Here is a 15,234-nt window from a genome sequence, read left to right as displayed (position 1 = left end):
AAGTCGATATTCGGCTCAGGCGGCCTTGCGCTGGGCCCGCGGCAGGTGCAGGTGCACCGAAGTGCCCCGGCCTGGCTGGCTGGAGATGCGTAGGGCCACGCCGGCACGCGCGGCACGCTCCTTCATGATGGACAAGCCGAAATGGGTATCGGCCTTGCCCGCCACCGTCGCCATGGCGAAGCCGACGCCATTGTCCTTGATATCGAGCTCGAACGCACTCCCGTCGTCCTTGAGATGAACCACCACCTGCGTGGCCTGGGCGTGCTTGCGCACGTTCGACAGCACCTCCTGTAGGATGAACAGTATCTGCAGCTGCTGTTCCGGCATCAGCGGCACCGTCAGCCCTTCGGAGCGCAGTTCCACCTTGATACCGGTCTGGCGGCGGAAGCGCTCGAGCACGGTGGAGATGGCCTGCATCAGGCTCTCCGAGAGCTTGGAGCGGAAATTGTTGAGCAGCTCCCGCACATCGTCGTAGCTTTCCTTGATGCCGGTCTCGATCAGGCCGACGGTGTCGTCCAGCAACTCCTTGTCGCCAAGCTGCAGCGCCTGGCGCAGCATCTGGGCCTGCAGGTTCAGGAAGGACAAGCCCTGGGCAATGCTGTCGTGCAGCCCCTGCGCCACCAGGTTGCGCTCCTCCAGCACCGCCAACTCACGCTCCTTGGCGAACAGGCGCTGGTTCTCGATGGCCACGGCCAGGTTTTGTCCCAGCACCTCGAGCAGGCGGGTCTGCTGCGGCGTCATGATGACGGACTGACGGTAATGCAGGTTGAACAAGCCCAAGGAACGCCCCTGCACCGTGATCGGGAAGGCGGAAATGACGCGATAGCCCTCCCGGCTGCAGCTCTTGTTGTCCGCCACACTCAGCATCTCCACCCGGCTGGACGAGTGTTCGGCCACCTCACCGCACAGGCAGTCGCCCACGCGCATGCAATGCTCTTCCTTGAGCAGGGCCTCCGGCATGCCCTGATCCGCCACCACGTAGACGATGCCCTGCTCGTGATCGGTGAGGCGAACCGCCCCGCCATCGGCGCGGTACGCCGCCATCACCTTGGCCAGGAAACCCTGGCACAGGCTTTCCAGCGATTGCGGCTGGTTCAGGAAAGCGGAAATCTCATAGAGTAGCGCCAGTTCCTTGTTCTTCTGCTGCAGCGAAGCGGTCTTGGCGCGGACCCGCTCTTCCAGCGTAGCGCGTGCCTCGGCCAGACGTTGAGCCATCAGGTTGAAGCCCTGGCTCACCTGGGCGAACTCATCGTCCGACTCGACCGGTACCGAGACGTCGAGCTGGCCTTCGGCCAGGAGCTGGATACCCTGATGCAGCTTGTCGAGCGGATTGAGCACCAGCAGCATCATCATGTAGATCAGGGCGACCGTACCCACCACGGCCAGGGCCGCCAGCATCAGTTGGCAATAGCGCAGGTATTCGGTGTTGCGCGCGTTGTAGGCCTCCATGTCGGCGACAAAACGATTGATCAGGTCGACGTAGTCGCTGGTCATGGACTGGAAACGCGCGATCGACTGCGGGCTGGCCTCGCTGCCCGCCGCCAGAATGGCCTGCCCCAAGGGGCGGATGCGTCCGTGCCACTGGTCGGCAACATTCTTGAAATCGAGCAGGATTTTCGCGGTGCGCGGCACCAGCAAGGGACGGGCGCTATCACCCCGGCGCAATACCGCCAGGGTCTGGTCATAGCGGGCGATGGAACTCTGCACCACTTCGCGCGGCAACTTGCCATCGTGAAAGCGTTGCACGTCGAGTGACAGCCGGGTGGCGCGCATGCGCAGGCTCCCGGCGTCGTTGATGGCGGCCGCGCCTCCTTCGAGCTGCCAGGACAGCCACAGCGTCGCCCCGATGGCGCTGAGCGCCATCAGTAGTACCGCCAGGAGGGCACCAATGATCTTGGCCGACAAACGAAACCCCAGCGGGCGGGACAAGTCGGCGGGGGGCGGGAGGGTCATGGGTCGGGCTTCTGAATCGGGCACACCAGTGGTACGAAGCGGTCCTGCTGCGGGTCGAATCCCCACAACGCACCCTCATGGATGTCGAAATACCAGCCATCGAGCAGGAGCGAGCCCTGTTCGACGCGCTCGCGCAGCCAAGGGTAGGACAGCAGATTGTTGATGGAAACCAGAATCGCCGCCTTTTCGCATTGGCGCAGGCGCTCTTCCTCGCTCACGTCGTCGTAGCTCGACTCGACGAAACGCCGTGCCGGCTCGGCGATATCCAGCCAGCGTTTCAGGGCGCTGGCCTCATCGGCAGAACGCTGCATCAGCGCCCGGATGCCGCCACAACTGGCGTGTCCGAACACGATGATGCGTTCCACCTTGAGCGACAATACCGCAAATTCGAGTGCCGCCGCCACACTGGCGTGCGTCAGCGTCTCGTCGCAGGGCGGCACCAGGTTGGCGACGTTGCGTACGATGAACAGCTCGCCCGGTTCGGAGCCGGTCAGGGTGGCGGGGTGCACGCGCGAATCGCAGCAGCCGATCACCAGCGTGCTGGGGCGCTGGCCGTGGCGCAATTCGTCAAAGAGGTCCAATTCACCAAAGTAGCGGGACTGGAAACGGCGGAATCCTTGCAGCAGGGGTTCAACCGAACGCACGTCACCCCCCGGTCATCGACATGAAGCGCAGGATCTTGGTCGGTTTTTCGCGGAACTCGTGCTTTTCCGGCTTGAGCTCGATGGCAGCACGGATGGCGTCTTCCAGGCCGGCATCGCTGATACCGGCACGCAACAGGGGGCGCAACTCGAAGCGCTCTTCCTGCCCCAGGCACATGTAGAGCGTGCCATCCACCGACAGGCGCAGGCGGTTGCAGGTAGCACAGAAGTGCTGCGAAATCGGCGTGATGACGCCGAGCGAGAACGCGTTGTCGCGGGTCTTCCAGTAACGGGCCGGGCCGCCACCCAACGTTTCGGCCTGCGGCACCAGGTCGAAGGTGCGGCGCAGGTTTTCCAGCACCGGCTGCAAGTCGAGGTAGTGCGCCGACTGCCCGGTTTCACCCATCGGCATGGCTTCGATCAGGCGCAGCACGAACCCTTGCTCGATACAGAACGCCGCCATGCTTTCGATTTCGGATTCGTTGACGTCCTTCATCGCCACCATGTTGATCTTGATCGGGGCAAAGCCGACGGCCTTGGCGGCCTTCAGACCTTCCATGATCTGCGGCAGACTGTCGCGACCGGTGATCTCGTGCATGCATTCGCGCTTGAGCGAATCGAGGCTAATGTTGAGGCGGTTCACGCCACCCTTGAACAGCGCTTCGGCATGACGCGAAAGCTGCGTGGCATTGGTGGTGAGCGAGAGGTCGTCGAGACCGTCGAGTGCGGACAGGCGCCCCGCCAGTTGCGGCAGATTGCGGCGCAGCAGCGGCTCACCGCCGGTCAGGCGGACGCGCCGCGTCCCCAAGCGCACGAAGGCGGCGACCACGCGCTCGATCTCGTCGAACGTGAGCCAGTTTTCCGGCTCCTCGAAATCCTTGAAGCCCTTGGGAATACAGTAGGTACAGCGCAAATCACAGCGGTCGGTCACCGAGAGCCGCAGGTACTCGATGGTACGGCCGAAACGGTCGGTCAGCATATCAACTCCAGCGGGGCATGTTCCCCGAACTTAAGCTCTTCATTGTTCAGTATATAGAAGGCAAAAGACGCGCACATTCCCACAAACGACCACCCCGAGCTATGCCGAAGTAACTAGGCCGGGTTCACCCCTCCTGGCGGAGGGGCGCACACGGCCGGGAGACGGCGGCTAGCCGGCATGCTTGAAGCGGTCGACCATGGCGACCAGGTCGCCGGCGGTCTGGTTGAGCTGGGTGGCCAGCTCCGCCGCCTGGTGCACGATGGTCGAGTTGTCTTCGGCCAACGCGGCGATGCGCGCGATGTTCTGCGCCACTTCGGCGCTGGCGGCGGTCTGCTGCTGCATGGCGGCGGCGGTTTCCTCGCACTTGAGCGCCGAATCGCTGGCCTGACGGTGGATGCCGTCGAGATCGGCCACGGTGAGGCCGACCCGCTCCAGCCCGACGTTCATCTGGCTGCGGGCGGAGTCCATCAGCCCGGCTGCGGCAAAGGTCTCTTGGCGGATACCGTCAACCAGGGTGGTGATTTCCAGCGTCTGCTGGCTGGTGCGTTCGGCCAGCTTGCGTACTTCGTCGGCCACCACGGCAAAACCACGGCCGGTCTCGCCGGCACGGGCCGCCTCGATGGCGGCGTTGAGTGCCAGGAGATTGGTCTGGTCGGCGATGTCGCGAATTGCCGTGATGATGGCGCTGATGTGCTGCGACTTCTCGCGCAACTGCCCGATCGACTCGCCGGCCCGGCCCAGCGCCGACGAGGTGTCGCGCATCACGCCGGTGGTTTCCCCCATGCGGGCGCGGCCGGCATCCAGACTGTCCTGCATGACGAACACGGTCTGCTGCGACTCGCGGGTATTGTCCTTGACCATGGCGATGCCGCTGGCCATTTCCTCGACCGCCGCGGCGATCTCGGTGGAGGACGCGGTCTGGGTCTCGGCGGCACGCGCGGCCCGGGCGGAGACCGCCTGCAACGCATCGGCGGCACCGACCAGCTGGTGGGCATTGTGCTTGACCTGCGTCAGCGTCGCCGCGAACGCGTCGACCAGATGATCGAACGCCTGGCCCATGCGCGCCATTTCGTCGCTACCGGGAACCTTGGCACGCACCGACAGATCCAGATCCTGGCTCATCCCGGTCATGACGCGCTCCAGACGCCGCACCGGGTTGCAGATGCCACGGTAGATCGACAACGCCAGCGTCGCCAGCAGCAGCAGCGCCAGCACGGTTCCGCCGATGGTGAGCACCAGGTCGCTACGGGCGCTGGCGCGGGCGGCGGCGAGGCGGGTCGCCATGTCGGCGAGCAGGCTGTCCTGCAGGGTTTTGAGACCGGCCATGCGGCGCGTGGAATCGGCGAACCAGCGTTCCGGCGCCACGCCGGCCGGCCCGCCGAGCGGCTGGCTGCGCAGCGCCTGGCGCAGCGCCAGCACAGCCTGTCCGTCGGCGCTGTGCGCCTGCGCGTCAGCCTGCCGCAGGAAGCGCTCCGACCCCAGTTGGCGCGCCTGCGCGGCGCACGCTTCCTGCTTGGCGGCGAGGGCATCGAACTGGCTCATGCTGGCCTGATCGAAGCTCCCCCGGACCAGCACACCGTTGACGAAGCCGCGCTCGCGGCCGGCGAACTCCTTCTCGCACAGGACGTTGAGCAGCACCGTGGTCTCGCGCAACGCTTCCGGCTCCTGGCCGGACTTGGCCAGTTGCGCGATCAGCCCGGTCAGCGCCTCGATGCGCTCGGAAAACGCCGCAAACAGGGCCGGTGCGGCCACGCTGCGCGCGTCGACCGCCGGGCGCTGTTGCAGCAGCGCCTCGATGCTGGCCACCTGCGCCGTGCCCTGCCCGGCTGCGTCGAGCTCGGCGAGGCCGGCCTTGAAGGCGGCGAACGCCGTGCCGGTCTGGCCGCGTGCCTCGTTCAGCGCCGGCGGTACACTTCCCTGGGCGTGCAGGTAGCCGTTGCTCAAGCCGCGCTCCACCTGCAGGGCATGGATCAGCCCGCTGGCCAGCCCCGCCATCTGCACCTGCCGTTGCGACAGCTCCAGTTGCCGCACCCCGTGCCAGCGTTCCATGGAGATCACCGATGCCAGGCCGATCGTCACGAGGGCGAAGGGCACCAGCAACAGCAGCAGCTTGGCGGCAAGAGAAAGGCGGGACAGCATCGACATCGACTCCAGTTAAATACTCGTGAGCAAGCAATAAGCACACCATGCGCAATACGCCTGCAACATGGTCATGAAATGCTCAGCTGCCACACTCGTGATCGTGGGCACGCGGGGTGGAAAACGACAGGAAACGGCGGCCCCGGAACGTGTCGGCGAGGCGGTGCACAGCAGCAGCCGAGGGCGGCAGCCCCCATGCGCATGGTAACGATTACGACGACATGACACACTCATCCGAAAGAACTAATTGCGCCGTGCCATGGTCTTTCATGATTTGCATGGAGTTCTGACAACCCGTTCGCAAATGGCCGGGCACCCGCCCCGCGCCAGGGCAAAATCCTGGCAGCGACCGCCCTGCTGTGGTGCATTGAGGTACCCGATCCGAAATGTGCGCCCGCTTGCCGACGGGCTTCCCCGGGCATCCGCCCCTCTTTCAAGCAGGCCAACTTAGGCCATCCTATCCACTCGCCGGCGCTAGCCGGCCGGAGAACTTGCCTATGGATACCTTGCTGCGTGCGCTGGCCGATGGTCAAGCGCACTCCCCGACTTCGCTGCTGGCCGGTCTGATCGACCTGGTCCGCCCCGCCCACCCTTCCGACAGCGCCCAGGCAATCAAGAACGTGCGGGCGCTGAGCTACCTGCTGGAGCAGCGCCCGGATTACCGCGCCAACCTGCGCCGCTGCCTGCTGCAACAGCTGAGCAGCACGCGCCAGATCCAGCTCTATACCGACGTCGGCATCCTGTCGAACGCAGGTTTCTTTTCGTCGATGAAGACGCGTATCGGCGAGAGGCTGCTGCCGCCGCCGCAGAACCCGGATTACCTGAAAGACGTGTTCAGCAGCCTGTTCCGTGACAAGCGCGATTACCAGTGGGTGCAGCAATTGCCGCAGGAAGTGTGCGGCGACGTGTGGCGCGCGCTGCACTGGGAGGAAGAAACCGACACCGAGGCGCGCGCGCATACCCGCTGGCAGCTGCTGGAAGCCGTGCAGGTGCTCTCCTCGCGCATCGTGGCGATCGGTCTGGAACCGGAGCTGGTGCGCGTGCACCCGGACATCGAGCGCTTCGAATCGCCGTTCCTGCACTTGAACGCCGAGGTGTTCCGCTTCGTCGAAAGCCAACAACACGCCGCGACCGACGACAGCGAGACCGGCGAGGACGAGAAACACATCCTGGTGCTGCTGGAACAGTGCGAGGGCATCGTCCTGCGCATCCGCAAGAACGCCGCGCGCTACGGTATTTCGGTCAGCCTGACCTACCATCTGCAGCGACTGCAACAGCACATCCACCGCCTGCACCAGGTATTGACACTACTGACCCCAGGCTACGACCCGGTGGCCGACCCGACGCTGTTCCAGTTCCTCGGCGAGCTGGTACGCGCCGACAACCGCCACCACAAGCTGTCCGACCTGTTCACCTCGAACATCGAGCTATTGGCGCTGCAGGTGACCGAACACGCCGGCCAGCGCGGCGAGCACTACATCGCCGAGAGCCGCAGCGAGTGGCTGGGCATGGCCAAGGCGGCGATGGGAGCGGGGCTGCTGGTGGGCTTCATGGCGCTGATCAAGCTGACGCTGGCGCAGGCGCACCTGCCCCTATTGCTGGAAGGGATGGCCTTCGGCCTGAACTATGCCTTCGGCTTCATGCTGATCCAGCTGCTGCATTTCACCGTTGCCACCAAGCAGCCGGCGATGACGGCCGCACGCCTGGCCGCCGCGATCCACACCCCGAACGGCGGCAAAGCACAGTTGAGCGAGCTGACGGAGCTGGTGGTCAGCGTGCTGCGCACCCAGTTCATCGCCATCGTCGGCAACGTGGTGATGGCGCTGCCGGTGGCGTGGGCGATCGCCGAGGGCTGGAAACATCTGTTCGGCTCCCAGGCGGTGAGTGCGGCCAAGGCGCAGCACCTGTTGCACGAGATCGACCCGCTGGCCAGCCTGTCGCTGTTTCACGCCGCCATTGCCGGGGTGTACCTGTTCCTGGCGGGCCTGATCGCCGGCTACTATGACAACCTGGCGATCTACCAGCGTATTCCGGAGCGGCTGGCCGCGCTGCCGTGGCTCAACCGCCTGATCGGCGAGCCTCGCACGCGACGTCTGGCGCAATACGTGGAACACAACCTGGGGGCGCTGGCCGGCAACTTCTATTTCGGCCTTTTCCTGGGGCTGACCGGCACCATCGGTCTGCTGCTGGGGCTGCCGATCGACATCCGTCACATCACCTTCGCTTCGGCCAACCTGGCCTTCGCGGCGGTCGGGCTCGACTACGCCATCAGTTGGCAGACGCTGGCGTGGTCGGTGTTGGGTATCGGCCTGATCGGGCTGCTCAACCTGTTGGTGAGCTTCAACCTGGCACTGTGGGTGGCGTTGCGTTCACGCAAGTTGACGCTGCGCGACGCGCTGCCGCTGCTGCCGGCGGTGGCGCGCCACTTCCTGCACCGGCCGCTGGACTTCTTCTGGCCACCACGCCGTCCGGCGAGTGAGGACGAGGCCATGGTCGAGACGCTGGAAGCGGGCCCGCGTTGACCGGCCATCCAGCATAGAAAAAGCGCTGCCCGCGGGCAGCGCTTTTTAGTGTTGCGAAGATGAGCCGGCTCAGGCGCGCGGGCGCACCAGCTGCCAGGCACGACCCAGATAGCCCACGGCGGCGAAACCGCTCCACACGTGCACCAGACGGGTGAACGGGAAGATCAGGAACAGGCTCATGCCCATGAACAGGTGCATCTTGAACACGATCGAGGCACCGGCGATGTAGCTGGCCGCGTCGCCCCGCAGGGTGATGATGTGCTGCGCCCAGGTCATCAGCAGGACCATTTCGTGACCGTCCAGATGGCCGGCGGAGACGAAGATGGTGGACAGGCCCAACAGCAGCGTCAGCAGGATCCACACCATCACCAGCTTGTCGCGCCAGGTGCTGTTGACGGCCAGGCGGTCGTTGCCGAAGCGGCGCTGCAGCAGGATCAGCACGCCGATCAGGCACAGCGTGCCCATGATGCCGCCGGCGGTCATGGCGAACACCTGCTTGAAGGAGTGGGCGACGCCCAGCGCGTCCCACACTGCCACCGGAGTCAGGAGACCGACCATGTGGCCGAAGAACAGGCCGATGATGCCGATGTGGAACAGGATGTTGCCCAGGCGCAGGCTACCGCGATGCAGCAGCTGGCTCGACTCGCTCTTCCAGCTGTACTGCTCGCGGTCGAAGCGCACCAGACTTCCCAGCAGGAAGATCGACAGGGCGATGTACGGGTACACCCCGAACAGGAATTGATGCAAGAAGGTATTCATGACTTTCCTCCATTCCGCTTCGGCCAACCTTGTCGGCCGGCCGAAAGCGGCAGGTGATAATCAGGCACGCGGCCGTTGCGGGTAGAAGTTGACCGGAGCGATCTCGGGACGCAGCGTCGGCTTGAGCAGGGGCTCGATGCCGTCCACGCCGGGACCGAAGGTTTCCAGCGCCTCGTCCATATCTCGCACCGGCGGCACCGTGAGCGGCTCCGGCGCTACCGGGGACAGCCACACCACCGCATCGAGCACGCCGGCGTAAACGCTGTTGTGCTCGCGCAGGCGGCCTGCAACGTGGGCCACCACGTGCACGGCGTCGGACAACAGTCGGCCCGCTTCCTCGGCATCGGTCTGAGACAGGAACTCCAGGAACAGCGGCAGGTAATCCGGCAGTTCGCTGGTCATCATCTCGAAACCGTGGCCCTTGTACTCCTCCATCAGGTCGACCATGGCCTGGCCACGCGCCCTGTCCTCGCCGTGAATATGCTCGAACAGATGCAGCGAGTGCGACGGGTTGCGGTCGAACACCAGCACGTAGTTCTCCTGCAGCGCGATCAGCTCGCCCGCTTCCAGCTCGGCCAGGAGCGGAGCCACCTGCGGCTCCAGCCCGGCGTCAGCCAACAGCGTCCGAATATCCGGCAAGGCTTCGAGCAGTTCCGGCTCGGGGTAGCTCAGCAGCGCCGACAGCGCCTTGAAGTGTTTCATCATGCTCTCCTTCACTGGCCGGCGTTAGCCTTGCGGTCGCGACGCAGGTCGTGGAACACGATCGGCGTGGCCTTCTTCTTGCCGAACAGGCTGTGGTCGGTCGCCCCGCTGGAGCAGCCGTTGCCGAAGCTGAAGCCGCAGCTGGCCTTGTCGTCGAAGGTGTTCTCGACCATTTCCTTGTGGGTGGTCGGGATCACGAAACGATCTTCGTAGTTGGCGATGGCCATCACGCGGTACATCTCTTCCACCTGCAGCGGCTTGAGGTGCGTGCCCTTCAGGGTGGCGGCGTCGCTGACCTTTTCCACGCTCTTCTTGCGCATGTAGCGGCGCATGGCGACCATGGTTTCCAGCGCCTTGACCACCGGCTCTTCCTTGCCTGCGGTGAGCAGGTTGGCGAGGTAGCGGATCGGGATGCGCAGGTCCTTGACGTCCGGGATGATGCCGTTCTCGCCGATCAGGCCGTTTTCCAGCGCGGACTGGATCGGCGACAGCGGCGGGATGTACCACACCATCGGCAGCGTGCGGTATTCCGGGTGCAGCGGGAAGGCAACCTTCCACTCCATCGCCATCTTGTACACCGGCGACTTCTGCGCGGCGGTCAGCCAGGCATCCGGAATGCCCTGCTTCTTGGCTTCGGCGATGATCTCCGGCGCGTTCGGGTCGAGGAACACACCCAGCTGCGCTTCGTACAGGCTCTTCGGATCTTCCACGCTGGCGGCGGCTTCGATCTTGTCGGCATCGTACAGCAGCACGCCGAGGTAACGAATACGGCCGACGCAGGTCTCGGAGCACACCGTCGGCTGGCCGGCTTCGATACGCGGGTAGCAGAAGATGCACTTCTCGGCCTTGCCGGTGGTCCAGTTGTAGTAAATCTTCTTGTACGGGCAGCCCGACACGCACATGCGCCAGCCGCGGCACTTGTCCTGGTCGATCAGCACGATGCCGTCGTCTTCACGCTTGTAGATGGAGCCGGACGGGCAGGAGGCGACGCAGGCCGGGTTGAGGCAGTGTTCGCACAGGCGCGGCAGGTACATCATGAAGGTGTTCTCGAAAGCCGAGTACATTTCCTTCTGGATGCCTTCGAACAGCGCGTCCTTGGAACGCTTGCTGAATTCGCCGCCGAGGTCGTCTTCCCAGTTCGGACCCCATTCGATCTTGTCCATCTTCTTGCCGGTCACCACCGACACCGGCCGTGCGGTCGGCGGGGTGATCATTTCCGGCGCGTTCTGTAGGTGCTCGTAGTCGTAGGTGAACGGCTCGTAGTACTCGTCGATGGACGGCAGGTTGGGGTTGGCGAAGATGTTGGACAGAATCTTCAGCCGGCTGCCCTGGCGCGGTTCTAGCTTGCCGTCGGAACGGCGTACCCAGCCGCCCTTCCACTTGTCCTGGTTTTCCCATTCCTTGGGATAACCGACGCCGGGCTTGGTTTCGACGTTGTTGAACCAGGCGTACTCCACCCCGTCGCGGCTGGTCCACACGTTCTTGCAGGTCACCGAACAGGTGTGGCAGCCGATACACTTGTCGAGGTTGAGCACCATGCCGATTTGGGCTCGGATTTTCATGTTGATTCTCCAGTTTGGCGGAAGCCCTTACTTGGCACCGCTGTGTTTGCCTTGCCCGCTCAGGGGCGTTCCGCCGAACTTCAATGGAATTAGGGAGTACAGGGGCGTTTCGCCGTCATCCGACGAAACGCCCTTCGGGCTCGCGCCCTACTCAGCCGACGGCCGATCCATCCAGTCCACGTTCTTCATCTTGCGCACGATCACGAATTCATCGCGGTTGGAACCGACCGTGCCGTAGTAGTTGAAGCCGTAGGAGAGCTGGGCGTAGCCACCGATCATGTGGGTCGGCTTGGTCACCGCACGCGTCACCGAGTTGTGGATACCGCCGCGCTTGCCGGAGGTTTCGGCACCCGGCACGTTCACGATCTTCTCCTGGGCGTGGTACATCAGGCTCATGCCGTTGGGCACGCGCTGCGATACCACGGCACGGGCGGTCAGGGTGCCGTTGACGTTGAACACCTCGATCCAGTCGTTGTCGACGATGCCGGCCGCCTTGGCGTCGTCCTCGGAGATCCACACGTGCGGACCGCCACGCGACAAGGTCAGCATGCGCAGGTTGTCGGAGTAGGTACTGTGGATGCCCCACTTCTGGTGCGGGGTGATCCAGTTCAGCACAATCTCCTTATTGCCGTTCGGCTTGGCCCCGAGCATGGCGCCGGTGGTCTTCAGGTTGATGTGCGGGCGGTAGCTCGAGAAGCCTTCGCCGAAGGCACGCATCCACTGGTGATCCTGATAGAACTGCTGACGACCAGTGATCGTTCTCCAAGGAATCAGCTCGTGCACGTTGGTGTAGCCGGCGTTGTAGCTGACCTCTTCGCTTTCCAGGCCGGACCAGGTCGGCGAGGAGATAATCTTCCTCGGCTGTGCCTGTACGTCGCGGAAGCGGATCTTGTCATGCTCGCGCGGGATCGCCAGGTGGGTGTGGTCACGCCCGGTGATCTTGGACAGCGCTTCCCAGGCCTTGACAGCGACGTGGCCGTTGGTTTCCGGTGCCAGCGTCAGGATCATCTCGGCCGCGTCGATCGCGGTGTCGAGCTTGGGCTGGCCCTTGGACACGCCCTCCTCGGTGACGACGTGGTTGAGGTGGCGCAGCTCTTCGATTTCGTGGCCGGTCTTCCAGCCGATGCCCTTGCCGCCGTTGCCGGCTTTTTCCAGCAAGGGGCCGATCGAGGTGAACTTCTTGTAGATGTCACCGTAGTTGCGCTCGACCACGGTCATGGTCGGCATGGTCTTGCCCGGAATCGGCTCGCACTCGCCCTTCTTCCAGTCGCGCGGGTCGAACGGCTGGCCCAGTTCGCTCGGGGTGTCGTGCATCAGCGGGGTGAGCACCAGGTCCTTGCGGGTGCCGAGGTAGTCGCCGGCCAGTTCGGAGAACTTCTTGGCGATGCCCTTGTAGATTTCCCAGTCGGACTTGCTCTGCCACAGCGGCTGCACGGCTTCGGACAGCGGGTGGATGAACGGGTGCATGTCCGAGGTATTGAGGTCGTCCTTCTCGTACCAGGTGGCGGTCGGCAGCACGATGTCGGCGTACAGGCAGGTGGTCGACATGCGGAAGTCCAGCACCACCAGCAGGTCGAGCTTGCCTTCGACAGCCGGGCGCACCTTGACTTCCTTCGGCTTGATACCGGTCTGCTCGTCGTCCATCAGCGCGTTCTGGGTGCCGAGCAGGTACTTCAGGAAGTACTCGTGGCCCTTGCCGGACGAACCGAGGATGTTGGAACGCCACACGAACATGTTGCGCGGGAAGTTGGCCGGATTGTCCGGGTCGTCGCAGGACATGTCGAGCTGGCCGTTGCGCAGGCTATCCACGGCATGCTGCACGGCGTCCTTGCCCAGCGACTCGGCTTCGGCGGTGACGTCGAGCGGGTTCTTGGCGAGCTGCGGTGCGGACGGCAGCCAGCCCAGGCGTTCGGCCTTGGCGTTGAAGTCGATCAGCGACATCTCGGCCATCTTACCGTCGGCGGTCGGAGCCAGGATTTCGCTGGCGCCGAGTTTTTCATGGCGCCACTGGCTGGTATGGGCGTAGAAGAACGAGGTGCCGTTCATCTGGCGCGACGGGCGCACCCAGTCGCTGGCAAAGGCGAGCGGTGCCCAGCCGGTTTGCGGGCGCAGCTTTTCCTGGCCGACGTAGTGACACCAGCCGCCACCGCTCTGGCCGACACAGCCGCACATCATCAGCATGTTGATGATGCCGCGGTAGGTCATGTCCATGTGGTACCAGTGGTTCAGCGCGGCACCGACGATGACCATGGACTTGCCCTGGGTCTTGTCGGCGTTCTCGGCGAACTCGCGCGCCACCTGGATCACCATTTCCGGCTTCACGCCGGTGTGCTTCTGCTGCCAGGCCGGGGTATACGGCACGTCGTCCATGTAGGAGGTGGCCACGTTGCCGCCGCCCAGGCCGCGATCGACGCCGTAGTGCGCCATCATCAGGTCGAACACGGTGGCGACCAGCGCCTCGCTGCCGTCGGCCAGCTGCACCTTCTTGGCCGGCACGTTGCGCATCAGCAGGTCGTCATGCTCGGCGCCGAAGTACGGGAAGCCGACGCTGACCACTTCGTCGCGGTCGTCCAGCAGCGACAGGCGCTGTTGGATTTCGCGGCCGCTGTGGCCGTCTTTCTCTTCCAGGCTCCACTTGCCGGATTCACCCCAGCGGAAGCCGATGGAACCGGTCGGGGCGACGATGTTGCCGGTGTTGTCGTCGTAGACCAGGGTCTTCCATTCCGGGTTGTTGTCTTCGCCCAGGTGGTCGACCAGGTTGGAGGCACGCAGGAAGTAGTCCGGCTCGTAACCCTTGGCGCCGTTCTTGAGCAGCACCAGCATCGGCATGTCGGTGTACTGGCGCACATAGTCGTTGAAGTAGGCCGACTTGCCGGTCTTGTGGTACTCGTTGAGGATGACGTGGCCCATGGCCATCGCCAGCGCGGCATCGGTGCCCTGCTTCGGTGCCAGCCAGATGTCGCCGAACTTGGCCATTTCGCCGAAGTCGGACGATACCGCCACAGTCTTGGTGCCCTTGTAGCGCACTTCGGTGTAGAAGTGGGCGTCCGGGGTACGCGTCATCGGGATGTTGGAACCCCATACCATCAGGTAGGTGGAGTTGTACCAGTCGGCCGATTCGGCGACGTCGGTCTGCTCGCCCCAGATCTGCGGGCTGGCCGGCGGCAGGTCGCAATACCAGTCGTAGAACGACAGCGGCACGCCGCCGATCAGGCTGAGGTAGCGGCTGCCGGAGGCGTAGCTGATCATCGACATGGCCGGAATCGGCGAGAAGCCTACCACGCGGTCCGGTCCGTAGTTCTTCACGGTGAACGCGTTGGCGGCGGCGATGATCTCGTTGACTTCATCCCAGTTGGAACGCACGAAACCACCCAAGCCGCGCTTGGACTTGTATTCCTTGGCGGTTTCGGCGGTCTGGCTGATCTTTGCCCAGGCCTCGATCGGACCCAGGGTCTTGCGTGCCTCGCGCCACAGGCGCATCAGGCGGCCACGCACCATCGGGTACTTCACGCGCTGCGCGGAATAGACGTACCAGCTGTACGAGGCGCCGCGCGGACAGCCGCGCGGTTCGTGGTTGGGTAGGTCCGGGCGAGTGCGCGGATAGTCGGTCTGCTGGGTTTCCCAGGTGATCAGACCGTTCTTGACGTAGACCTTCCAGCTGCACGAGCCGGTACAGTTGACACCATGGGTGGAGCGGACGATCTTGTCGTGCTGCCAGCGCTGGCGATACGCGTCCTCCCACTTGCGATCCTCGTTCACGACGGCGCCGTGGCCGTCGGAGAAGGTGCTGCGGACCTTGCCGAGAAAATTCAGGCGGTCGAGAAAATGGCTCATCATGCCTCCAAACATTGGCCGCGCAAGAGAGGCGCGGCTGACCCGTTGTCACATTGCAAAGCTTAGGGAAACCCGGTCCAGCACGACATTCGCCAAAGGTTGGCCGAAGCCTGCGCATTGGCACTACCCCCTCCCCCTGCCGC

General features: G+C 64.3%; 9 protein-coding genes. 1 reads left to right on the top strand and 8 read right to left on the bottom strand.

Features of this window, described 5'->3' with window-relative positions; translation table 11 throughout:
* Positions 1-15 precede the first annotated feature (15 nt).
* The 4 genes from NH8B_RS07000 to NH8B_RS06985 all read right to left on the bottom strand — a co-directional run bounded on the left by NH8B_RS07000 (position 16) and on the right by NH8B_RS06985 (position 5,712).
* Positions 16-1,953: a type IV pili methyl-accepting chemotaxis transducer N-terminal domain-containing protein gene (locus tag NH8B_RS07000; RefSeq protein WP_014086650.1), complete on the bottom strand. Its 1,938-nt coding sequence runs from the start codon at positions 1,951-1,953 to the stop codon at positions 16-18.
* Complete coding sequence (locus NH8B_RS06995) at positions 1,950-2,597, bottom strand: carbonic anhydrase (protein ID WP_008953001.1); 648 nt, start codon at positions 2,595-2,597, stop codon at positions 1,950-1,952. Before NH8B_RS06995 ends, NH8B_RS07000 begins: the two co-directional genes overlap by 4 nt.
* Before the next feature lies 1 nt (position 2,598).
* Positions 2,599-3,573, bottom strand: a complete 975-nt coding sequence (moaA, locus tag NH8B_RS06990; RefSeq protein ID WP_014086649.1) for a GTP 3',8-cyclase MoaA — start codon at positions 3,571-3,573, stop codon at positions 2,599-2,601.
* 168 nt (positions 3,574-3,741) lie between these two features.
* Positions 3,742-5,712, bottom strand: coding sequence for a methyl-accepting chemotaxis protein (locus NH8B_RS06985; RefSeq protein ID WP_014086648.1), 1,971 nt, complete (start codon positions 5,710-5,712; stop codon positions 3,742-3,744).
* Positions 5,713-6,209: 497 nt separating this feature from the next.
* On the opposite strand from NH8B_RS06985, the gene NH8B_RS06980 reads away from it, so the two are divergent.
* Positions 6,210-8,234: a site-specific recombinase gene (locus NH8B_RS06980; RefSeq protein WP_014086647.1), complete on the top strand. Its 2,025-nt coding sequence runs from the start codon at positions 6,210-6,212 to the stop codon at positions 8,232-8,234.
* 69 nt (positions 8,235-8,303) lie between these two features.
* Here NH8B_RS06980 and narI read toward each other — a convergent pair whose 3' ends face one another.
* The 4 genes from narI to NH8B_RS06960 form a co-directional block, all read right to left on the bottom strand.
* Positions 8,304-8,993, bottom strand: a complete 690-nt coding sequence (gene narI, locus NH8B_RS06975) for a respiratory nitrate reductase subunit gamma (protein ID WP_014086646.1) — start codon at positions 8,991-8,993, stop codon at positions 8,304-8,306.
* Positions 8,994-9,053: 60 nt separating this feature from the next.
* On the bottom strand, positions 9,054-9,695 hold the full coding sequence (narJ, locus tag NH8B_RS06970) for a nitrate reductase molybdenum cofactor assembly chaperone (RefSeq protein WP_014086645.1): 642 nt from the start codon (positions 9,693-9,695) through the stop codon (positions 9,054-9,056).
* A gap of 11 nt (positions 9,696-9,706) precedes the next feature.
* Positions 9,707-11,257 carry a nitrate reductase subunit beta gene (gene narH / locus NH8B_RS06965; protein WP_008953007.1) on the bottom strand — a complete coding sequence of 517 codons (1,551 nt, stop codon included), beginning with the start codon at positions 11,255-11,257 and terminating at the stop codon, positions 9,707-9,709.
* Between the two features lie 147 nt (positions 11,258-11,404).
* The gene (locus NH8B_RS06960; protein WP_014086644.1) at positions 11,405-15,091 is read right to left on the bottom strand and encodes a nitrate reductase subunit alpha; all 3,687 of its coding nucleotides are present in this window, start codon (positions 15,089-15,091) and stop codon (positions 11,405-11,407) included.
* Positions 15,092-15,234 lie beyond the last annotated feature (143 nt).

Source organism: Pseudogulbenkiania sp. NH8B (assembly GCF_000283535.1).
GTDB lineage: Bacteria > Pseudomonadota > Gammaproteobacteria > Burkholderiales > Chromobacteriaceae > Pseudogulbenkiania > Pseudogulbenkiania ferrooxidans.
The sequence above is the reverse complement of the archived record's forward strand: the minus strand, read 5'-3'. Positions and strand labels throughout refer to the sequence as shown.

Coding starts and splice junctions, on each gene's coding strand:
- NH8B_RS07000 (WP_014086650.1), bottom strand. CDS start 1,953: ATGACCCTCCCGCCCCCCGCCGACTTGTCCCGCCCGCTGGGGTTTCGT.
- moaA (WP_014086649.1), bottom strand. CDS start 3,573: ATGCTGACCGACCGTTTCGGCCGTACCATCGAGTACCTGCGGCTCTCG.
- NH8B_RS06985 (WP_014086648.1), bottom strand. CDS start 5,712: ATGCTGTCCCGCCTTTCTCTTGCCGCCAAGCTGCTGCTGTTGCTGGTG.
- NH8B_RS06980 (WP_014086647.1), top strand. CDS start 6,210: ATGGATACCTTGCTGCGTGCGCTGGCCGATGGTCAAGCGCACTCCCCG.
- narI (WP_014086646.1), bottom strand. CDS start 8,993: ATGAATACCTTCTTGCATCAATTCCTGTTCGGGGTGTACCCGTACATC.
- narJ (WP_014086645.1), bottom strand. CDS start 9,695: ATGAAACACTTCAAGGCGCTGTCGGCGCTGCTGAGCTACCCCGAGCCG.
- narH (WP_008953007.1), bottom strand. CDS start 11,257: ATGAAAATCCGAGCCCAAATCGGCATGGTGCTCAACCTCGACAAGTGT.
- NH8B_RS06960 (WP_014086644.1), bottom strand. CDS start 15,091: ATGAGCCATTTTCTCGACCGCCTGAATTTTCTCGGCAAGGTCCGCAGC.